We start from the raw sequence: 19804 nt of genomic DNA on the forward strand, positions 1-19804 counted from the left end.
GGCCGCGTGGCACAGATGCCACATCCGGACGGATCGGCCCGTTCAGGTTGGAACCTGTCACGGGCGCGGGCGCGCATGATAACGAACCTGTGGGCATATAGGCGTTATCATGCCCCCCCCTTTTATTGCCAACAAGGCCGACTGAAATGACCGATTGGTCCCTCGACCAAGCCCGCAAGACCTACTCGATCCCGCATTGGGCGGACGGTTACTTCGACGTGGATCAGGCCGGGCACATGGTGGTGAGACCGACCGGGGCGGACGGCCCGGTGGTATCGCTGCCCAAGGTGGTGGACGCTGCGCGCGCGGCCGGTGCCAAGCTGCCGCTGCTGGTGCGCTTCCCGGACATCCTCGGCCAGCGCCTGGGCAAGCTGCAGGCGGCCTTCGCCCAGGCCCAGCAGGACTGGGAGTACAGCGGCGGCTACACCGCCGTGTACCCGATCAAGGTCAACCAGACCCGCGGCGTGGCCGGCACCCTGGCCAGCCACCACGGCGAAGGCTTCGGCCTGGAAGCGGGCAGCAAGCCCGAACTGATGGCCGTGCTGGCGTTGTCGCGCCCGGGTGGCCTGATCGTCTGCAACGGTTACAAGGACCGCGAGTACATCCGCCTGGCCCTGATCGGCCGCAAGCTGGGCCTGCAGACCTTCATCGTCATCGAGAAGCCGTCCGAGCTGAAGCTGGTGCTGGAAGAGTCCAAGGCGCTGGACGTGAAGCCGGGCCTGGGCGTGCGCATGCGCCTGGCCTCGCTGGGTGCCGGCAAGTGGCAGAACAGCGGTGGCGACAAGGCCAAGTTCGGCCTGTCGCCGCGCCAGCTGCTGGACCTGTGGAAGTCGCTGCGTGACACCGAGTACGCCGACTGCCTGAACCTGCTGCACTTCCACATGGGCTCGCAGATCTCCAACGTGCGCGACATCGCCAACGGCATGCGCGAAGCCACCCGGTACTTCGTGGAGCTGTCGCGCCTGGGCGCGAAGATCACCCACGTCGACGTGGGCGGTGGCCTGGGCGTGGACTATGAAGGCACCCGTTCGCGCAGCTTCTGCTCGATCAACTACGGCCTGCATTCCTACGCCAGCAACATCGTGCAGCCGCTGGCCAACGCCTGCGAGGAATTCGGCCTGACCCCGCCGCGCATCGTCACCGAGTGCGGCCGCGCAATGACCGCGCACCACGCGGTGCTGATCGCCAATGTGTCGGAAGTGGAAGAAGCGCAGGAAGGCCGCGTGCCGGACCAGCACGACGACGAGCCGGCAGCGATCCGCCACCTGCGCGAGATCCACGACGAGCTGGACGTGCGCCCGGCGGTGGAACTGTTCCAGGAGGCGCAGCATTTCCATGCCGAAGGCCTGGCCAGCTACGCGCTGGGCCAGATCGACCTGCCGCAGCGTGCGCGCATCGACGACCTGTTCTACGCCATCGCCCACGGCGTGCGTGCGCGCCTGAGCTACGACGAGAAGAGTCATCGCCCGGTGCTGGACGAACTGAACGAGCGCCTGGTCGACAAGTACTTCGTCAACTTCAGCGTGTTCGAATCGATCCCGGACGTGTGGGCGATCGACCAGGTGTTCCCGATCGTGCCGATCGAGCGCCTGGATGAAGCCCCGGACCGCCGCGGCATCATCGCCGACATGACCTGCGACTCCGACGGCATGGTGGAGACCTATGTCGAGAACGAGAGCCTGGACAGTTCGCTGCCGCTGCACAGGATGAATCCGGGCGAGAGTTACCGCATCGGCTTCTTCATGGTCGGTGCCTACCAGGAAATCCTGGGCGACATCCACAACCTGTTCGGCGATACCGACGCGGTTGAAGTGCTGGCCGACGCCGATGGCTATGCCATCACCCAGCAGCGCCGCGGCGACACCACCGACGTGATGCTGGATTACGTGGGCTATCGCCTGGACGAACTGCGTGCCACCTATGCGCAGCGCGTGGCCGCGGCGCAGCTGTCGCCGGAACGCGCACAGGAGCTGTCGGAAGCGCTGGAAGCCGGGCTGACCGGTTATACCTACCTGTCCGACGAACCGCTGGTGTGATGGACGGCACCGGGCCCGCCCGGTGCCACCGTTGCCGATGAGCGCGCGCGCGATCTTCCACCTGTTCCTGCATGCCGCCGTGCCAGCCCTGCTGGCATGGCTGTTCTGGCGCAAGCGCTTCGCCTCGGCCTGGCTGCTGATGTTGCTGGGCTGGATCATCGACCTGGATCATCTGCTGGCCGATCCGATCTACGCACCGAATCGCTGCAGCATCGGGTTCCACCCGCTGCACACCGCACCGGCCATCGCGGTCTATGCCGGGCTGTGCGTGCCGAAGAAAACGCGGTTGTTCGGTATCGGTCTGATCATCCACATCGTGCTGGACGCGATTGATTGCTGGTGGATGCATCACCGTTGATGCTTGGTGCGTGTCGACCAAGGTCGACACCTACCGGGGCACGGCGACCGGTCGGATTGGCGCTCGGTAGAGCCGGCCGCTGGCCGGCTTCCGCTGGGTGTTCCCGGTGATCACGTGGCTGCCGGCCAGCGGCCGGCACTACCCACCGTTGGGTTGGCCGCGTCACGCCACCGGCAACCACAACGTCGCACGAAGGCCCGGCTGCGCATTCTCCAGCTGCAACCGCCCGCCATAGCTGGCAGCGATATCGCCCACGATCGCCAGGCCCAACCCGCTGCTGCCTTCGCGCTCGTCCAGCCGCACACCACGCTGGGTGACCCGTTCCAGCGCGTCTGCGGCCAGGCCGGGGCCATCGTCGCGCACTTCGATGCGTAGCTGCCCTTCGCTGGTTTCCGCTTCGACAGTGACCTGCTGTTGCGCCCAGCGCCCGGCGTTGTCCAGCAGGTTGCCCAGCATCTCTTCCAGATCCGCACTGGCGCCGGCGAACTGCAGCGCCGGATCGATGCCTGCCGCCGTGAACGTGATGCCACGTTCGCCATGCACGCGTGCCATCAGCCGGCACATCGCCTGTGCGACGGCCGCCACGTCGGTGCGCTGGCGATGGTCGGCAGCCAGTCCTGCAGCCAGGTAACGGTCAACACTGGCCTGCATGCGCGCACTCTGCTCGCGCACGGTGGCACGCCAATGCGTGCCGTCGCTGTCAGCTTCGGTGGCCAATACGCTCAGTGGAGTCTTCAGCGCGTGCGCCAGATCCTGTGCACTGGTGCGCGCACGCGCGACCATGCGTTGCTGGTGGTCCAGCAGCGCGTTGAGTTCCTCACCCAGCGGTGCGACCTCCGCGCCCAGTCCCTGTGTGTCGATGCGCTGCGCATCGCCGCGACGTACCCGTTCCAGCTGCGCACCGAGGCGATGCAGCGGGCGCAGGCCGAAGTGCACCTGGCTGGCCAGCACCGCCAGCCACGCCGCGACCAGCACGCCCAGTGCGATGGCGGTGCGCTTGCGGAACGCGGCAACATCGGCATCCAGCGCGCTGCGGTCGGTGGCGACCACGGCCACGAACGGTTCGCTGGCGCGTGGCAGGCGCACCTGCTGCACGCGTGCACGCAGGAATTGTTGCAGCGGCCCGGGCAGATTGCGCGTGGCCGGCCCGGCGGCCTTCGCCGGCAGGGTTTCATCCCACAGCGAGCGCGACTGCAGCAGCACGCGGCCATCGGCACCGGCGATCTGCCAATAGGCACCGGAAAACACGCGCTGGAAGCGCGCATCATTGGGTTCCTGGCGCAGGCGCAACTGCCCGTCCGGGTCCACTTCGGCCTGTGACAGCAGGGTCAGCATGTCCTGCTGCAGTTCGTGGTCGAGGCGGTCGCGCGCGCTGCGCTTGAACAGCTCGCCCAGCAGAGCGCTGGCCAGCAGCGAGACCAGCAGCAGCCCGACGCCGCCGGCCAGCAGCAGGCGCCGCCGCAGCGACGGTTGCCGGTTCATGGCTCGGCCAGCCGCCAGCCCTGGCCGCGCACGGTCTGGATCAGGTCGATGCCGAGCTTGCGGCGCACGCGTCCGAGCAGCACGTCCAGTGCGTTGGAGTCCGGGTCGTGGCCGCCGTCGAACACCTGCTCGCCCAGCCGGTCGCGGCCGATCACCTGGCCGCTGTGGTGGATGAAGTAGCTGAGCAGGCGGAATTCCTGCGGACTCAGTGGCAGCGCCTGTCCATCCAGCTCGAAGCGGCCGGCGTTGACGTCCAGCTGCAGCGGGCCGCAGTGCAGGCGCGGGCTGGCGTGGCCATGGCTGCGGCGGATCAGGGCGCGCAGGCGCAGCACCAGCTCATCGGCCTGGAAGGGTTTGGTGAGGTAATCGTCGGCACCGGCATCGAAGCCGGCCAGCTTGTCGTGCCAGCGCCCGCGCGCGGTCAGCACCAGCACCGGAAAGCTGCGGCCGTTGCCGCGCCAGCGCTCGATCACGCTCAGCCCGTCCAGCCCGGGCAGGCCGAGGTCGACGATGGCGGCCTGGAGGTCTTCGATCTGCCCGATTTCTTCGGCCTCGCGGCCGTCAGCGACCACCGCCACCACATAGCCGGCCTGTTCCAGCAGGGGCACCAGGCGCTGTGCCAGTGCGGCATCGTCTTCGGCCAACAGGATGCGCATCAGTCGTCGAGCTCCGTCTTCAGCAGCTTTCCGCTGCGCGCATCATAGTCCAGCTCCACCACCACGCCGTCGCCGCGCAGGATCTCCACTTCGTAGACGCCGTCGTCCAGCTCCACTTCCAGCAGCTGGCCGGGGTAGCGCTTGAGCGCATCGCGCACCACGCTCTCCAGCGGCACGTAGCGGCCCTGCTGCACGGCGCGACGCGCGACCTGCTGCGCCGGGTCCTGCAGGGGCGCGGCGGCGGTCGGGGCGTTGGCCAGGGCCAGCAGCAGGGGCAGGGTGGCGAGCATGCGGGTAACGAAAGAGAGAGGGGTACAGGCACGAGTGTGGCGGGGATGACTAACAGCCGGCTAACAGCCACGGCTACGGCGCTGTTAACCGGGCCATGCATCGTGGCGTTGCCGGGATGGTCCGGCCACGAACAGGAGAACCCCCATGTTGAAGTCGCTCACCCTCGCCACTGTTGCCCTGCTCGCCGTCGCGCCGGCCGTACAGGCCGCGCCGCTGGGCATGGCCCAGGTTGAACAGACCCTGCGCAAGGCCGGCTACACCCAGATCCACGAGATCGAACGCGATGATGGCCTGTGGGAGGCTGACGTGAGCCGCGCCGATGGCCGCTTCAGCGAGGTCTACGTTGACCCGAAGACCGGCGAGATCTTCGATGAGCACAGCGGCCGCGCGCTGCTGACTACCGAGCAGGTGCTGGCACGGGCGCAGTCGCATGGCCTGCGCGAGATCCATTCGCTGGAACGCGATGGTGCGACCTGGTCGCTGGAAGCCCGCAATGCCCGCAACCAGAAGGTAGAGGTGCGCCTGAGCGGTCATGATGGCCGCATCCTGCACAGCGAGCGCGATGGCTGGCTGGATTGACGTTGGCCTCTGTAGAGCCGAGCCCATGCTCGGCTTTGCGGCCAACCGTAGCCGAGCATGGGCTCGGCTCTACAGGGGCTGGCTTACCAGCCGTACGGCGGCGGGTAATCCCAGCCCGGCCCGCGGCCGTAGTAGCCGCCATACGGGCCGAAGAAGCCCGGGCCCTTGCCCTCACTCACGTGGATGTTGAGGTTGACCCCGTGGGTCTTGCCTTCATCGGTGGTGTAGTTCTTGCTCAGGTTCAGCGTGGCCGCGTTGTAGTGGCTGTTGCCGCCGTTCTTCGAATAGCCGATGCCGGTGGTGAAGCTGCCGGACACCTTGACCTTGTCGTCGGTCACGTCGGCGATCTTCGCATCGTCGTGCACGCGCGGGCCGCTCTTGTCACCGTAATAGGTGCCGGGCGGGTCCTGCTGCAGGGCCGGGTCGTTGAGGTAGCGCATCGGCGCCTGCGGCAGCGTCAAGTCCAGGCCGGCAGCCTGCGGCGCAGTGGCGCCAGCGGCGGACTGGGCCAGCACGGTTCCCGGCAGGGCCAGGCACAGCAGCAGGGTCAGGGGGCGGATCATGACGGCGCTCCAGCGGACAGGTGGCCACGCAACACGCGGCGGTACAGGCCGACGCTAGCAGGGGTTGCTTGAATGATGCCTGTCGGCGCCCGCTTGCGGTAGAGCCAGGTCATGCCTGGCTGCACGCTACAACCGTTCGAACCCGAACAGCGATTCCAGCGCATGCCTGCGCCGCTCGATCCGGGCCCGCAGCAGCTGGGCGCCGATCATCGAATAAGTGATGCCGTTGCCGCCGTAGGCCATGGCGAAATGGACCCGCGGTCCCCACTGCGCGTGCGGGCCGAAGAAGGGCAGGCCGTCGGCGGTTTCGGCGAAGGTGCCGGCCCAGGAAAAGGCGGGTATCGGATCCAGTCGCGGGAACCAGTGCCGCAGCTGCTTCATCAGCTTGCCGGCCTTGCCATCAACGCGCCGGTCGCGCCGGGCGGGGATATCGATGGCGTCGTCCAGCCCACCCACCAGCAGGCGGCGGTCGCCGGTGGCGCGCAGGTACAGGTACGGGCGGGCGCTTTCCCACACCATCGTGTTGCGCAGCCTGCCGAGCACGTCCGCTTCGATGGGATCGGTGATGAAGGCATAGCTGCTGCGGTTGCGCGCAACCCGCTGTTCCAGCCACGTCTGGTTGGCATAGCCCATGGCCAGGACCACGTGGCGGGCACGGACCGAGGCGCCGGCCTCGGTCATCGCGGTGACGCCCTGCGCGCCAGGCTTGAGCGTGTGCAGCACGGTGCGGTCGTGCACATGGCCGCCGCGGCGGCGCACTCGTTTGAGCAGGCCGTAGGTGAGACAGTAGGGATCGACCCGCGCCGCCTGGCGGGTCAGCAGGGCGCCGCCGGCATCCACGTCGAAACGCTCGCGAAGCGCTTCGCGGTCCAGCCAGCGGGCATCCAGGCCGATGCTGCGCCGCGCCTCACCTTCGGCCATCAGGCGCGGCACGTCGCGATGGCGGCTGGCCAGGTACAGGCTGTCCATGCGCTGGAAATCCACGTCCTTCAACCCGCGTGCCACTTCGCCCAGTGCCGGGATTGCCTCCGCGCAGGCCCGGTACGCCCGTGCTGCGGCGTCTTGCCCGTAGCGTTCGGCCAGTTCGAGCAGATGGGTATCGATCTCGTACTGCAGCAGCGCGGTGCTGGCCGCCGTGCTGCCCCAGCCGATGTCACGCTGCTCGATCACGGCCACGTCATGGCCATGGTGGGACAGCTCGTCGGCAATCAGCGCGCCGGTGATGCCGCCACCGACCACCAGCACATCGCAGCGCAGATCCTTCTCCAGCGGGGGGAACGCCTGGATCAGTCCGTTGCGTACGGCCCACCACGGGTAACCGCTTTTCAGGTCCATGCGTGCGTGGGGCTCAGGCTGTGGGTTTGCCGGTATGTGGCGTCTGGATCAGTTCGGACAGATCGAAGCCCTGCAGGCGGGCCGCCGCCAGATAATGGTCCTGCACGGTCGCGTCCAGGCGCGGCTCGCGCGCCAGCAGCCACAGGTACTTGCGATCCGGGCTGCCGACCAGCGACACGCTGTAGTCCGGGGCGATCTGGATCACCCAGTAGTCGCCCTTGGCGAACGGCAGCCAGCGCAGGCCCTTGGGCAGGAAGCTGACCTCCAGCCGCGCGCTGTCGTTGTCGACAGCGCAGGCCTCGCCGGTGGCCTCTTCGATCTCGCCGTCCATGCGGCAGCGGTTGGTGACGCCGACGTTGCCGTTGTCGAGCAGGGTGTAGTGCGCCGATACGTCGGTGCAGCCTTCCGGCTCGTGGCGCATCGGCAGGCGTGCGATCTCGTACCAGGTGCCCAGGTAGCGCGGCAGCTTGAGGTCGGCGACGGTTTTCAGCGGCGGGTGCTCGGTCATCGGCGGTCGTGGCAGGGGTGGGCCTCCACGATGCCGATGGCCTTGCCATGGGCGGGTGAAGCCGGGGCGATGGCCGTGTCCAGAACGTTCCATCGCCCCGGCGGAGCGCCCGTTGTCACCGGCCTGGGGGTATCCTGCCGCCAGCGCCGTGTTTTCCTGATCCAACCGAGGTGGAGGTGCCGATGTACCAGGTGATCCTGTTGAAGAGTGAATCTGCGTTCGCGCGCGAACAGTGGCCGCAGGTCGACGAACTGGTCGACTACGAAGGTGTGAGTTACAGCCTGCGCGCCGGCCCGCGCCAGCCGCTGCCGACCGACCACGACTGGCACCCGGTGGCGGTGTACGCGCCCGATGAGATCACCGAGGAAGAGTTCCAGGACTGGTATGCGCTGCAGCAGCCGACGGTGGAAGAGCTTCGCCTGAAGTACTGATGCGCGACGCTGGCGGGGCCGCCCATCCGGCCTTGACCGGCTCTGCCGTATAGTCGCGCGCAGGCGCGGTGGTCCGCGCGAACCGGTGTGGCTGCGTGTCTTCTTTCCTGCGATCGATCCGTGCACGGGGGCCCTGGTGGGTCCTGCTGCTGTGCACCGCCTTCCTGCTGTCCGCGCCGGTGCTGGCGCAGGATGAGGACCCCACGCCGAAGCAGCAGCTGGCGGATATCGATTCCAGCCTGAAGGATGTGGAGCGCAAGCGTGGCGATGCAGAAGCCACCGAGACGCTGGCGATGCTGTCCGAGAATGCCTCGCAGGCACGGCGCGATGCCGAGGCGCTGGAAAAGGCGCTGCAGCCGCAGCTGGACCGACTCAACGAACAGCTGGCGCAGCTGGGAACGCCGGCAGAAGGGGCCGCTGAGCCGCCGGAGCTGGCGGCGCAACGGCGCACCCTCACCAAACAGCGTGACGGCCTGGCCGCTTCGGTGGTGCAGGCCAAGGCCAGTGCCGTGCGTGCGCAGCAGCTGGCGGCGGACATCGAGCAGCAGCGAGCCGCGCAACGCACGGAAGAACTGGGCCAGAAGGTGGCCTCGCCGTTGTCGCCCGCGCTGTGGAGCAAGGTGGCCGAGCGTCTGCCGATCGATATCGCGCGGGTTGCGCCATTGGCCGGGCAGGGCCGCGATGCGCTGGTCGCCGGTATCCGCGCCCATGGCTGGGGCACGCCGTTGCTGGGCCTGCTGGCCGCGCTGGTGATGATGTTCCCACTGCGGCTGTGGCTGCGCAGGCTGGGGCGCCGTTTTGCTGCGTCCGAACGTGCGCCTGATGGTCGACTGCGCCGGTCCGGCCTGGCCATGTGGCTGCTGCTGGTGGGCACGCTGCTGCCCGGTTACGCCGTGGTGGTGCTGATGGCGGCGCTGGATGCCATCGATGCGATCGCGCCGCGCCTGCAGGTGGTGGCCGACGGCCTGGAGACCGCAACGTTCCGCGCGGCCTTCATCGCCGCACTCAGCGCCTGCCTGCTGGTGCCCAAGCGCCCGTCATGGCGGCTGTTGAACCTGGACGACACCGCCGCGCTGAAGCTGCGCAAATACGCCTGGGGCGCGGCGGCGCTGGCCTGGCTGAGCACGGTGCTGGTGGCCCTGGACCAGGCCACGCGCACCAGCGACGTCACCACGGTGGCGCTGGACGGACTGATTGCGCTGACTTACCTCGGCCTGATCATGGCCATGCTGGTGACCCTGGCGCGCCTGCATCGCCGGCAGACCGCCGAGGCCGAGGCCAAGCTGGAAGCGCAGGCCGATGGCGTGGGTGCAGCCACGCCGGTGCGCCGCAGCAGCTGGCTGGTACTGGCCCGGGTAGCGGGCAACATCGCGGTGGTGGCCGCCATCATTGCCACATTGCTGGGCTACCTGAATTTCGCCAAGTTCGTGAACCAGCAATTGATCGGCGGCAGCATCGTGGTGTTGGCCGCGACGTTGCTGTTCAAGTTCGTCGATGACCTGAGCACGTGGATGCTCAACGCCGACAGCAAGGTCGGCCAGACCATCCTGCTCAGCACCGGCCTGAGCGTATCGCGGCTGGAACAGGCGGGCGTGCTGCTGTCGGCAGCGCTGCGTACCATCGTCGTACTGATCGCGCTGCTGGCGCTGGTGGCACCGTTCGGCAACATCGGCGCGGTGGTGGAGCGCTTCACTTCACTGTTCACGACCGGATTCGATATCGGTGGCACCAAGCTGGCACCGGCGGGGATCGTGTTGGCGGTACTGGCGCTGCTGGCCGGCCTGGCGATCACCCAGCTGGTGCAGCGCTGGCTGACCGACACCTACCTGCCCAAGACCGAGCTGGACCTGGGCGCGCGCAATTCGGTGAGCACCGTTGCCCGATACGTGGGCATCATCATCGCGGTGATCTGGGCGCTGTCGGCGATGGGGCTGCAGCTGAGCAAGCTGGCCCTGCTGGTCAGCGCACTGTCGGTGGGTATTGGCTTCGGCCTGCAGGTGATCACCCAGAACTTCGTCTCCGGCCTGATCCTGCTGGCCGAGCGCCCGGTGAAGATCGGCGACTGGGTGAAGCTGGGTGACCAGGAGGGCGACATCCGCCGCATCAGCCTGCGATCGACCGAGATCCAGGTGGGCGACAAGTCGACGCTGATCGTGCCCAACTCCGAGCTGGTCACCAAGACCGTGCGCAACATGACGATGGGCAACAACCAGGGCCGCATCCAGATCCAGTTCGCGGTGCCGCCCAGCACTGATGTCGGCAACCTGCGGCAGGCGCTGCTGGATGCGTACACCGCGCACACCAACGTGCTGAAGCAGCCGGCGCCGACGGTCTACATCGACAGCATTGCCGGTGGCCAGATCACCATCAACAGTTTCGCGTACGTGGCCAGCCCGCGGCAGGTGTATGCAACCCGCAGCGATCTGTACTTCAGCCTGCTGCAGATCCTGGCCGAGCGTAACATTCCGCTGTCGACCCCGACCGACATCCACATCATCCGCGACCCGCAGGAGTAGGGGTTGTTTTGCAGGGCTGCGCCCTGCACCCGCGGTAGTGCCGGCCGCTGGCCGGCAACTTCAACAGCAACAGCAACAGCAACAGCAACAGCTGATTTCCTGCGGGATGGCGGGGTGGGTCCGGTTGCGGGAGACGCCGTAAACCCCCAGGCCGGCTCAGCCGCTGGCGGCTGTGCGTTCGGGCGCTTGCGAAGCAGTGCTTCGCAAGCAAAGCGCCCTCACCCATGGGGGCTTGGCCGCGGCATCCATGCCGCGGACACTCCCGCGACCGGACCCACCCCGCCTTCGACAGTTTCCCGCGATCTGTCGGAAATGCTCTTGGGGTCAGATCCGTTTTCCGGAGGAAAACGGATCTGACCCCATCTTGATTTTCGATATCTGACAGAGTGTGTCGACCAAGGTCGACACCGCCCCGCCAAACCACGGATTGCACGCTGTTGCCGTTGCTTCTGAGGTTGCCGGCCAGCGGCCGGCACTACCACGGGTGCAGGGCGCAGCCCTGCAAAACCCTACCCCCGTGGTCGGCTGCGCGAGGGCACCAGTGCGAACGTATCCACCGCCAGCTTCTCGGCATGGTTCAACCACGCGCGGATCTCCAGATCATCCACTTCGTGGTCCAGCCCGAACGACACGTTGATCTTGCCGTCGGCATCGGGCTGCACCCACTGCTGGGCCAGCACCACCTTGCGCTGCGAGGACACCGCCTCGATCCAGAAACCGCGATCCGGGCGCGTGCTCGCCACCAGCTGCAGCATGTACTGGCCGGCACGGGTGCGGCGGCCCTTCTGGGTGATCATGTGCGCCTGGCGCACGCTCGGGCGCGGGCCCTGGAATGCGTCCAGCGGTGCATCGACCGCGATGCCACCGCGCAGGTCGTTGTCGCGGTACAGCTTGATGCCGTTGTCGCGGTTGACGAGCAGCGCACACCAGTCGCCGTCGGCCGAGCCGTCCTCGAATGCGGTGCAGCGATCAACATAGGCCAGCGTGTTGTCCGGATCCGCGTCATCGAACTGGCGCGAGGTGTTCTCCAGGTAGACCGACTTCAGCCCCCAGTCCTTGTCGTACTCCAGCAGCACCGGCGGCTGCACGTGCTGCAGGCCGACTACTACCTGGTCATCGCCATCGATCTTCAGTTCGCGGGTCGGTTCGCCCAGCCACAGTGAGCGGGCGAAGGCCAGGTACTGCGGGTAGTCGCGGCCACCATCGCGCCGGGCCGCCACGCTGGCGCTGGGTGCGCGTTGGCTGTCGATCAACGAGCGGCCAAAGCCCATCGTCTTCAGGTTCGGGTCCAGCAGGCTGAGCAGGGTGGCACCCGAATCCAGGGTGGTGCCGGCGTCGGCGCTGAGCTGCTGCGGGGTAATGCCATCGCCCAGGAACAGCAGCAGGTTCTCGCGCTTCTGCCGGGTCAGGATGTGGGTCAGATCGTTGGGCATCGCCAGGTGGTCGGAGGCGATCACGATCAGCGTGTCCTTGCCGTACGGGCTGGCCTGGATGCGCTGCACCAGCTGCGAGATCAGCCGGTCGCTGCACTTGAGCGCGTTGAGCATGTTGATGTTGCCGTACTGGCTCTGGTAGCGCTCGCCCTTGCACGATACCGGCAGGTGGCCCGCCGGGTGGTGGGTGTCCATGGTCAACGTGGTCAGCATGAACGGTGAACCGGCACGCGAGAGCTGCTCGAAGCGCTGGTAGGCGGTATCCAGCAGCACGTCGTCGTGCACGCCCCAGGCCGAGTAGTGGATGCGGCCGATCTTCTTCTGCTGCTTGAACCATGCCAGGTCGTGCACTTCATCGAAACCGTGGCTGGCCAGGAACTGGCCCTTGCCGGCGAACTGGCCGTTGGCACCGCCCAGGTAATGGTTGGTGTAGCCCTGCTGCTTCAGGTAGTCGCCCAGGCAGACCGCCTTGGGCAGGAAGCTGCCCATGCGGTCCATGCTGTTTTCATCGCCCTGCGAGGTGGTCAGCGGCACGCCGCACATCGACGACACCAGGCCGGCGATGGTCCAGCCGCTGCCTTCGGCCGAGGCCAGCCCACGCACGTCCAGCGACTCGGACGCCAGGCGGTTGAGGTTGGGCATCAGGCCGGGAAACACGGCCTCGTCCAGATAGGTGCGTTCCAGGCTTTCGCCGTAGATCCAGACGATGTTGCGCGGGCGCTGCAGCGGCTGCGTCGGCACCTGGTACTCAGGGGCGATGCGGGCGAAGTCGACCGGGCGCAGCTGCTGGTACAGGCGCTGGCCGTCACGGGCCAGCGGGCTGATCATGATCGTGGCCACCCACACGGCCGCGAAACCGGCGAACAACGCGCCACCGTGGCCGGGCCGGCGCCAGCGCTTCACCCGTGTGGCGAACAGTGGCAGCAGCGAGACCAGCGCCAACACGATGAAGCCGGCGATGTAGCCCTTGAAGTCGGAGACACCGGCACCTTCCATGTCGGCGCCGAGGTGGTACAGGGTGGCGGCATTGAGCCCATCACCGGACAGCTTGTCGATCAGCCACCACGCGCTGAGCATCAGCAGCAGCAGCGAGAACGCGCCGGCCTTCCACCACACCCACTTGTCGGACGCGAGGAACAACCAGCACAACAGCAACAACGACAGCAGCAGTATCCAGAGCATAGGCAGCTTCGGCAGTGACGGGGTGGTGGTGATGGACGTCGTACCGACGCGTGTCCATCCGACCGGCGCTGCCGCAAGCACATGCATGTGACAGGCCGATGACCCGATAGTGCATGCACGAACCTGACTGAAATGTTTGTTGAAATGACGCGCGCGTAATCGCGCTCAGAAGGTAAAACGAGCGTGAAAGGGGTAGCTGGATTGCATTAAAAACTGCATGAATACGGGCGTTTTCGTCGATGCGCTAGCGATGCCCGCGTTCTTCGCGTGCCCGCGCACGACGGTCGAACAGCAATGCACTGGTTACGATGCCCAGGCCGAGCACCACGCCGATGAACAACAGGATCAGGGCGATGAGCGGGTAACCGAACAGGTGCCAGCCGGTGTCGATCCTCATCATCATCGCGGCGGCCATGATCAATGCGGCGCTGATGATGCCGGCCGCCACGCGGTTGGCGATCTTCTGCAGGTTCTCCATCAGCCGCGATTCTTCCAGGCCGGTGACCTTCATCTGCAGGCGGTTCTCGGCCAGCAGCGCCATGATGTCCGACAGCTTGCGCGGCCCATCACGCAGCAGCTGCTGCAGCTCCATCGCCTCGCTGGCGATGTTGGCTGCAGACAGCGACTTCTTCAGGCGCGCACGCATCACGTGCTGCAGCTGGCGCTCGACGATGCGGCGCGTGTCCAGCTCTGGCGCCAGCAGCCGGCACACGGTTTCCAGGTTGAGCAGGGCCTTGCCGAGCAGGCTCAGTTCCGGCGGCGTGCGCAGGCCGCAGGCGGTGGCGATGCGCACCATGTCCAGCACCACGCGGCCTTCGGAGAAGCTGCCACTGGCCGCATAGCGCGCGATCAGCTGACCGGTTTCGCGCAGGTAGCGCTCTTCATCGAAGGCCTCCAGCCGCGTGCTGATACTGATCAGGTCATCGGCCACTTCCTCGCCACGGCCGTCGACCGCCGCGAACAGGATCTTCAGCAGACGCTCGCGCAGGCGCGGCGGCATGTGCGCGACCATGCCCAGGTCGAAGATCGCCAGCCGGCCGTCGGGCATCACCCGCAGGTTGCCCGGGTGCGGGTCTGCATGGATCTCGCCATGCACGAAGATCTGGTCCAGGTAGCCGCGGATCAGCGCCGCCGCCAATGGGTCCATGTCCTGCTCGGTGCGGCGTACGCCGGAGATCGCATCCACGCGCACGCCGGTGGCAAGCTCCATCGTCAGCACGCGCTGGCTGCTGTAGTCCCAGATCGGCTGCGGCACCCACAACCGGCGGAACGGCCGCAGGTGCCGTCCGAAGCGCGCCAGGTTCTCGGCCTCGGCGTGGTAATCCAGCTCCTGCATCAGGGTCTTGGCGAACTCGTTGAGCCAGTCGCGCAGGCGCACGCGGCGTCCGACCTGGGTCAGGTGATCGGCGGCCAGCGCGAAGCTGCGCAGTGCCTCCAGGTCCGAGCGCAGCTGTGCGGCCACTTCGGGCTTCTGCACTTTCACCGCCACCTGGCGGCCATCGTGCAGCACCGCGCGATGTACCTGCGCGATCGAAGCACAGCCCAACGGCTCGGGATCGAACGAGGCAAACAGCTTGTTCACCCCTACGCCCAGTTCCTGCTCGATGATCGCGTGGATGCGCTCGACCGGGATCGGCGCCACCTTCTCCTGCATGCGCTCCAGCGCCGTGGCGAACTCCACCGGCACCATGTCCGGCCGCGTGGACAGCATCTGGCCCAGCTTGACGAAGGTCGGCCCCAACGCTTCCAGGTCGCTGACGAACTGTTCCGGATTGCCGTCGGCGGGCACGTCGGCCTGGTTGCTTGCCGCATCCAGGTTCATGCCCGAGAACACGCCCGAATGGCGGTAGCGCATCAGCAGGCGCAGGATCTGGCTGCGCCGGCTCATGCCTTTGACCAGCGGGGGATTGCCATTGGCGGCGGACGGATTGCTCAAGCGGGACTCCCATGCGACGAAGACAGGTAGCGCCGGCTGCGGGCCGGCAATGTCCGGATTCCGCAGTGTCGCCGGGGGGCGGTGGGCATGCGGTGAACCCGGTGTCTTCCGCAGTCCACACCGGATCGGTCAGAATCCGCCTATTCCCTTTCTTGGACGCCCCATGGCCGGTGCCAGCCTGTTCGCCCTGCTCGACGATATCGCCACCCTGCTCGACGATGTCTCGGTGCTGACCAAGGTCGCCGCGAAGAAGACCGCCGGCGTGCTCGGTGACGATCTGGCGCTGAACGCGCAGCAGGTCACCGGGGTCAACGCCAACCGCGAACTGCCGGTGGTGTGGGCGGTGGCCAAGGGCTCGCTGGTCAACAAGGTGATCCTGGTGCCGGCGGCCCTGGCGATCAGTGCGCTGGAAGCCTGGCTGCACAGCCGCGGCTGGAACGTGCCCCTGATCGTGCCGCTGATGATGATCGGTGGTGCCTTCCTGTGCTTCGAGGGCGTGGAGAAGCTGGCGCACCGCTTCCTGCATTCGGCCGACGACGATGCCGAGCGCCAGACCGAACGCCGCAAGGCGCTGGCCGACGCGCAGGTGGACATGGTCGCGTGGGAGAAGGACAAGGTGAAGGGTGCGATCCGCACCGACTTCATCCTTTCGGCCGAGATCATCGTACTGACCCTGGGCGTGGTCGCCACCGCATCGTTCACCAACCAGCTGGTCACGCTGGCCGTGGTTGCACTGGCGATGACGGTCTTCGTCTATGGGCTGGTGGCGGGCATTGTCAAGCTGGATGACGTGGGCCTGTACCTGTCGCGCAAGGGTGGGGCTGTTGCCGCCTTCGGTCGCGGCCTGGTCGCCTCGGCACCGTGGCTGATGAAGTTCCTGTCGGTGGCCGGCACCATTGCCATGTTCCTGGTCGGCGGCGGCATCCTGGTGCACAACGTGCCGGCGCTGCACCACGCAGTACAGGCGCTGGGCGGCGAGGGCCAGTGGGGCTGGCTGGTCAGCGCGGCGGGCAACATGGTGGTGGGCATCATCGCCGGCGCCATCGTGCTGGCGGCGGTGACCGGGTTCCAGAAGCTGCGCGGCAAGTAGTCGCCGGCAGGTTCCCGGTAGAGGCCGACCTTGGTCGGCGCTTTGTTTCCCACGCGTGCCAACCAAGGTTGGCACCTACCAAAGCGGTTCAAGGTGGTCGGCATCGTCGCCGGCGGGTTCCCCGGTAGAGGCCGACCTTGGTCGGCGCTTTGTTTCCTGCGTGTGCCAACCAAGGTTGGCACCTACCAAAGCGGTTCAGGGTGGTCGGGATCATCGCCGGCGGGTCGCCGGGTAGAGGCCGACCTTGGTCGGCGCTTTGTTTCTGCGTGTGCCAACCAAGGTTGGCACCTACCAACGTAGTTTGCTGCGGGCCGGACGGTCAGCCTGCCTGCACGCGGTTCTTGCCCTGCCGCTTGGCGGCATACAGCGCGTCGTCCGCGCGCCGCAGCAGGGTTTCGGTGTCGTCGCCGGGTTGCCATTGCGCCAGCCCGGCACTGAAATGCACCGGTACGCGCCGGTCCTGCACGGTCAGCACGCGATGCGCCAGTGAACGCTGAAGGCGCTGCACCGTGGCCATGCTGTCGGCGCCCTGGGTTTCCGGCAGCACCAGTACGAACTCGTCGCCGCCCAGCCGCGCGATGCCATCGGTGGCGCGCAGCAGCAGCTTGCAGACGGCCACCAGGTGCTGCAGCAGTGCGTCGCCACCGGCATGACCATGTGCATCGTTGGTCTGGTGGAAATCATCCAGATCGATCACCGCCACGCCCAGCGGCGAGTTGTTGCGTGCGGCACGGGCCAGCTCGCGTTGCAGCAGTTCGTCCAGGCCACGGCGGTTCAGCGCCTGGGTCAGTGGATCGATGCGTGCCAGGTCACCGGCCGCGCGCAGTTCCTGCTCCAGCTCGGCGATGCGCTGCTCGGCACGCTCCACTTCCTGCCGTGCGTTGGCCAGGTGATCGCGCGCCTGCGCGGCCTGCTGCTGCACCTTGCCGGTGTCGCGCATCACGTCCTGCAGAAGCTGGTTGAGGTCGGCGATGCTGCGCGCCTCGCGCAGCTGCAGCGCATAGCTGCCGATGCGATCGTGGTATTCGCCGGTGCTGGTGGCCATGCCATCCATGCGCTCGATGAACTCGCCCATCAGCCCGCGCATCGCCGCCTTCGAATCGTCGATGCCCTGGCGCAGCAGGCCCTGCTTGTAGATCACTTCGCGCAGTTCGGCGCGGGTGCGCTCGACCGCCTCAGCTTCCAACGGCCCGTCCAGCAGCTGGCGCACCGCGGCGATCTGGCCCTGCAGCCAGCTGCGGTCATCCAGCAGCTCGCTCACGTTCTCCAGCAGCAGCGCGAACAGCTCCAGCAGCAGCGCCTGCTGCTCCTGCCAGCTCTCGGCACGCACGCCGACCTGGTGGCCAAGTTCGCGCACGCCCTGCTCGATCGGTTCCAGCGCCGTGCCTGGCTGCCACTGGCGCAGGTGCATGGCCAGTGCCTGCGCCTGTTCGCGCAGGTCCGGGTCGTGCTGCAGCAGCGCCACCACCGCGCCGCCCAGCAGCAGCCGCAGCTGCTCGGACAGGCGCAGGCTTTCGGGTTGCCCATCCGGCGAATGCTGTTCGATGGTGCGGATGTACTTGTCGATCAACTGCCGCATCGCGCGCCCGTAGCGCGGCCAATCGGCGCTGGCCTGCGCCGACTGCAGGCGGTCGCCCATGTCGCCCAGCTCGCCGGGCAGGGTGGCCATGCCGTTGGCGAACGCGGCCAGCAGCGGTTCCGGCGCGTCGGCGCCTGCGAACAGCTGCTGCAGCGCCACGCCACCGCCGCCCTGCAGCACCACGCGGTCGCCCAGCCCATCGTCCACCACCGCGCGCACGCGTGCCGGCGGCCCAAGGGCGGTACCGGGGGCAGGGCGGTGGTCGGGCTGGTCCGTCATGGAGCGAATCCTGGGGGCTGGCAGGGACTGGTTCCAGCATATCGGCGCGGCCGCCGACGGCTTGAACGGCTAGGATGGGCGACAGGATGCCGCAGTGGAGGTGGTGATGCGCGTGATGTTGCTGGGGGCGACCGGCCTGGTCGGTGGGCTGACCCTGCCCCGGCTGCTGGACGACCCGCGCTGCAGCGCCGTGATCGCCCCGACCCGTCGCCCGTTGGGCGCAGCCCACGGGAAGCTGGAGAACCCGGTACTGGCCTTCGATGCGCTGCCCGCCGCCGCCGGGTGGGCGGGCGTGGACGCGGTCATCTGCGCGCTCGGCAGCACCATTGCCCAGGCTGGCAGCCGCGAGGCCTTCCATCGCATCGACCATGATTACCCGCTGGCGTTCGCCCGTCTGGCGCAGGCGAAGGGTGCGCAGACCTATGTGCTGAATTCCGCAGCCGGTGCCGATCCGCGGTCGTCGATCTTCTACAGCCGGGTGAAGGGTGAATTGGAGCGCGATCTGCGCGCGCTGGGCTTCACCTCGTTGACCCTGGTCCGCCCAGGGTTGATCGGTGGCGAGCGCAACGAGGTGCGGCGCGGTGAGCGTCTCGCGCTGAAGGTGCTGGGCGTGCTGGGGCCGGTACTGCCACGGGCGTGGCGGATCAACCCGGCCAGCGAGATCGCCAAGGCGCTGGTCGAGGCCGCGCTGGCCCCGCAACCGGGTGAGCACGTGGTGGCATCGAGCGCACTGGCCGGCTGATGTCGCGTGCGCTGCGCCTGACCCAGCTCCAACAGCTGCTGCGCCGCCATCGGCGGCCGGTGGCCGGCCAGGTGCTGGCCGACGCGCTGGGAGTCAGCCTGCGCACGCTGTACCGCGATATCGAAACCCTGCGCGAGCAGGGCGCCGACCTGCGCGGCGAGGCCGGCGTCGGCTACCAGCTGACGCCGAGCGATACCCTGCCGCCGATGACCCTGCCACCGGCCGAGATCGACGCACTGGTGCTGGGCCTGCGCTGGGTTGCGGCCCGTACCGAACCCGCGTTGGCCGAAGCCGCACGCGATGCCCTGGCGCGTATCGCCCATGTGTTGCCCGCAGCGCGGCGCGAGGCCCTGCGTGACAGTGGCCTGCGGGTGGGCCCTTCGCGTGCGGCGGCCAAGGTTCCCCCAGCTCGTCTGCAGGCCGTGCGAGAGGCTGTCGGTTCACAGCAGCGCCTGAAGTTCGGCTACGAGGACGCGCACGGCCAGCGCAGCGAGCGCATCGTCTGGCCGTTCGCGCTGGGCTACTTCGATGAGGTGCCGATGCTTGCGGCGTGGTGTGAGCGCCGCGAGGATTTTCGCCATTTCCGCCTGGATCGCATCCGCCAGGTGCGCGTGCTGGAGGAGCACTACCTCGTACCACGCGCCACGCTGCTGCGGCGCTGGCAGAAGGCGCAGGGCATCGCGCCGGACTGGCTGGATCGTTCGTAGCGTCGGGCCTGCTCGACTGCTGCTGCGTTCTGCTTCCTGCCTCTGGGGGAGGGCGGCCTTCGCACTTTGCTCCTGGTAGGGGGCGAGCTTGCTCGACCGCC

The 19804-nt window shown here is 67.6% G+C and carries 17 protein-coding genes; 8 read left to right on the top strand and 9 right to left on the bottom strand.

Features of this window, described 5'->3' with window-relative positions; translation table 11 throughout:
• Window positions 1-146: 146 nt before the first annotated feature.
• Window positions 147-2036, top strand: coding sequence for an arginine decarboxylase (gene speA, locus E5790_RS11495; RefSeq protein ID WP_111205622.1), 1890 nt, complete (start codon window positions 147-149; stop codon window positions 2034-2036).
• 37 nt (window positions 2037-2073) lie between these two features.
• Window positions 2074-2394, top strand: a complete 321-nt coding sequence (locus tag E5790_RS11500) for a DUF6122 family protein (RefSeq protein ID WP_005411369.1) — start codon at window positions 2074-2076, stop codon at window positions 2392-2394.
• A 162-nt stretch (window positions 2395-2556) separates the two neighbouring features.
• On the opposite strand, the gene E5790_RS11505 is transcribed toward E5790_RS11500, so the two are convergent.
• Genes E5790_RS11505 through E5790_RS11515 form a run of 3 tightly spaced genes read right to left on the bottom strand, consistent with a single transcriptional unit; the run spans window position 2557 to window position 4822 of the window.
• Complete coding sequence (locus tag E5790_RS11505; RefSeq protein WP_111205621.1) at window positions 2557-3876, bottom strand: HAMP domain-containing sensor histidine kinase; 1320 nt, start codon at window positions 3874-3876, stop codon at window positions 2557-2559.
• Complete coding sequence (locus E5790_RS11510; RefSeq protein WP_111205620.1) at window positions 3873-4532, bottom strand: response regulator transcription factor; 660 nt, start codon at window positions 4530-4532, stop codon at window positions 3873-3875. The genes E5790_RS11505 and E5790_RS11510 overlap by 4 nt, the downstream gene beginning before the upstream one ends.
• Window positions 4532-4822, bottom strand: a complete 291-nt coding sequence (locus tag E5790_RS11515) for a PepSY domain-containing protein (RefSeq protein ID WP_049403791.1) — start codon at window positions 4820-4822, stop codon at window positions 4532-4534. The genes E5790_RS11510 and E5790_RS11515 overlap by 1 nt, the downstream gene beginning before the upstream one ends.
• A 145-nt stretch (window positions 4823-4967) precedes the next feature.
• Here E5790_RS11515 and E5790_RS11520 point away from each other — a divergent pair, with 145 nt between their 5' ends.
• Window positions 4968-5402 carry a PepSY domain-containing protein gene (locus E5790_RS11520; protein WP_032958820.1) on the top strand — a complete coding sequence of 145 codons (435 nt, stop codon included), beginning with the start codon at window positions 4968-4970 and terminating at the stop codon, window positions 5400-5402.
• An 83-nt stretch (window positions 5403-5485) separates the two neighbouring features.
• Here E5790_RS11520 and E5790_RS11525 read toward each other — a convergent pair whose 3' ends face one another.
• From E5790_RS11525 to E5790_RS11535, 3 genes are all read right to left on the bottom strand, one after another.
• Complete coding sequence (locus E5790_RS11525) at window positions 5486-5965, bottom strand: hypothetical protein (RefSeq protein WP_014038776.1); 480 nt, start codon at window positions 5963-5965, stop codon at window positions 5486-5488.
• A gap of 126 nt (window positions 5966-6091) precedes the next feature.
• Window positions 6092-7300 (bottom strand): FAD-dependent oxidoreductase, encoded by a 1209-nt coding sequence (locus tag E5790_RS11530; RefSeq protein WP_049441947.1) that lies wholly within the window; start codon window positions 7298-7300, stop codon window positions 6092-6094.
• 13 nt (window positions 7301-7313) lie between these two features.
• The gene (locus tag E5790_RS11535) at window positions 7314-7808 is read right to left on the bottom strand and encodes a lipocalin family protein (RefSeq protein ID WP_032958822.1); all 495 of its coding nucleotides are present in this window, start codon (window positions 7806-7808) and stop codon (window positions 7314-7316) included.
• Window positions 7809-7990: 182 nt separating this feature from the next.
• On the opposite strand from E5790_RS11535, the gene E5790_RS11540 reads away from it, so the two are divergent.
• Window positions 7991-8239, top strand: coding sequence for a hypothetical protein (locus E5790_RS11540; RefSeq protein WP_014648700.1), 249 nt, complete (start codon window positions 7991-7993; stop codon window positions 8237-8239).
• A 95-nt stretch (window positions 8240-8334) separates the two neighbouring features.
• On the top strand, window positions 8335-10755 hold the full coding sequence (locus E5790_RS11545) for a DUF3772 domain-containing protein (protein WP_111205618.1): 2421 nt from the start codon (window positions 8335-8337) through the stop codon (window positions 10753-10755).
• A 509-nt stretch (window positions 10756-11264) separates the two neighbouring features.
• Here E5790_RS11545 and E5790_RS11555 read toward each other — a convergent pair.
• Both E5790_RS11555 and E5790_RS11560 read right to left on the bottom strand, forming a co-directional pair.
• On the bottom strand, window positions 11265-13370 hold the full coding sequence (locus tag E5790_RS11555; protein WP_126411443.1) for a phosphoglycerol transferase I: 2106 nt from the start codon (window positions 13368-13370) through the stop codon (window positions 11265-11267).
• A gap of 244 nt (window positions 13371-13614) precedes the next feature.
• Window positions 13615-15258, bottom strand: coding sequence for an AarF/UbiB family protein (locus E5790_RS11560; RefSeq protein WP_227863714.1), 1644 nt, complete (start codon window positions 15256-15258; stop codon window positions 13615-13617).
• A 211-nt stretch (window positions 15259-15469) separates the two neighbouring features.
• Between E5790_RS11560 and E5790_RS11565 the strand changes: the two genes are divergently transcribed.
• On the top strand, window positions 15470-16396 hold the full coding sequence (locus E5790_RS11565; protein ID WP_014648696.1) for a DUF808 domain-containing protein: 927 nt from the start codon (window positions 15470-15472) through the stop codon (window positions 16394-16396).
• 319 nt (window positions 16397-16715) lie between these two features.
• Here E5790_RS11565 and E5790_RS11570 read toward each other — a convergent pair whose 3' ends face one another.
• A complete protein-coding gene (locus E5790_RS11570; protein WP_014648695.1) occupies window positions 16716-18254 on the bottom strand; it encodes a GGDEF domain-containing protein in 1539 nt (512 codons plus the stop codon).
• Window positions 18255-18360: 106 nt separating this feature from the next.
• Here E5790_RS11570 and E5790_RS11575 point away from each other — a divergent pair, with 106 nt between their 5' ends.
• A complete protein-coding gene (locus E5790_RS11575; protein ID WP_172617726.1) occupies window positions 18361-18996 on the top strand; it encodes an NAD-dependent dehydratase in 636 nt (211 codons plus the stop codon).
• Window positions 18996-19703 (top strand): YafY family protein, encoded by a 708-nt coding sequence (locus tag E5790_RS11580; RefSeq protein ID WP_014648693.1) that lies wholly within the window; start codon window positions 18996-18998, stop codon window positions 19701-19703. Before E5790_RS11575 ends, E5790_RS11580 begins: the two co-directional genes overlap by 1 nt.
• Window positions 19704-19804 lie beyond the last annotated feature (101 nt).

The sequence above is a fragment of the Stenotrophomonas sp. PAMC25021 genome (assembly GCF_004795795.1).
GTDB classification, from domain to species: Bacteria; Pseudomonadota; Gammaproteobacteria; order Xanthomonadales; family Xanthomonadaceae; genus Stenotrophomonas; species Stenotrophomonas muris.

What these genes read in the sequence shown, in the direction of transcription:
- E5790_RS11505 (WP_111205621.1), bottom strand. Translation starts at nt 3,876, where the DNA reads ATGAACCGGCAACCGTCGCTGCGGCGGCGCCTGCTGCTGGCCGGCGGC.
- E5790_RS11510 (WP_111205620.1), bottom strand. Translation starts at nt 4,532, where the DNA reads ATGCGCATCCTGTTGGCCGAAGACGATGCCGCACTGGCACAGCGCCTG.
- E5790_RS11515 (WP_049403791.1), bottom strand. Translation starts at nt 4,822, where the DNA reads ATGCTCGCCACCCTGCCCCTGCTGCTGGCCCTGGCCAACGCCCCGACC.
- E5790_RS11580 (WP_014648693.1), top strand. Translation starts at nt 18,996, where the DNA reads ATGTCGCGTGCGCTGCGCCTGACCCAGCTCCAACAGCTGCTGCGCCGC.
- E5790_RS11500 (WP_005411369.1), top strand. Translation starts at nt 2,074, where the DNA reads ATGAGCGCGCGCGCGATCTTCCACCTGTTCCTGCATGCCGCCGTGCCA.
- E5790_RS11560 (WP_227863714.1), bottom strand. Translation starts at nt 15,258, where the DNA reads ATGAGCCGGCGCAGCCAGATCCTGCGCCTGCTGATGCGCTACCGCCAT.
- E5790_RS11540 (WP_014648700.1), top strand. Translation starts at nt 7,991, where the DNA reads ATGTACCAGGTGATCCTGTTGAAGAGTGAATCTGCGTTCGCGCGCGAA.
- E5790_RS11575 (WP_172617726.1), top strand. Translation starts at nt 18,361, where the DNA reads ATGCGCGTGATGTTGCTGGGGGCGACCGGCCTGGTCGGTGGGCTGACC.
- E5790_RS11520 (WP_032958820.1), top strand. Translation starts at nt 4,968, where the DNA reads ATGTTGAAGTCGCTCACCCTCGCCACTGTTGCCCTGCTCGCCGTCGCG.
- E5790_RS11535 (WP_032958822.1), bottom strand. Translation starts at nt 7,808, where the DNA reads ATGACCGAGCACCCGCCGCTGAAAACCGTCGCCGACCTCAAGCTGCCG.
- E5790_RS11565 (WP_014648696.1), top strand. Translation starts at nt 15,470, where the DNA reads ATGGCCGGTGCCAGCCTGTTCGCCCTGCTCGACGATATCGCCACCCTG.
- E5790_RS11570 (WP_014648695.1), bottom strand. Translation starts at nt 18,254, where the DNA reads ATGACGGACCAGCCCGACCACCGCCCTGCCCCCGGTACCGCCCTTGGG.
- E5790_RS11530 (WP_049441947.1), bottom strand. Translation starts at nt 7,300, where the DNA reads ATGGACCTGAAAAGCGGTTACCCGTGGTGGGCCGTACGCAACGGACTG.
- E5790_RS11555 (WP_126411443.1), bottom strand. Translation starts at nt 13,370, where the DNA reads ATGCTCTGGATACTGCTGCTGTCGTTGTTGCTGTTGTGCTGGTTGTTC.
- E5790_RS11525 (WP_014038776.1), bottom strand. Translation starts at nt 5,965, where the DNA reads ATGATCCGCCCCCTGACCCTGCTGCTGTGCCTGGCCCTGCCGGGAACC.
- speA (WP_111205622.1), top strand. Translation starts at nt 147, where the DNA reads ATGACCGATTGGTCCCTCGACCAAGCCCGCAAGACCTACTCGATCCCG.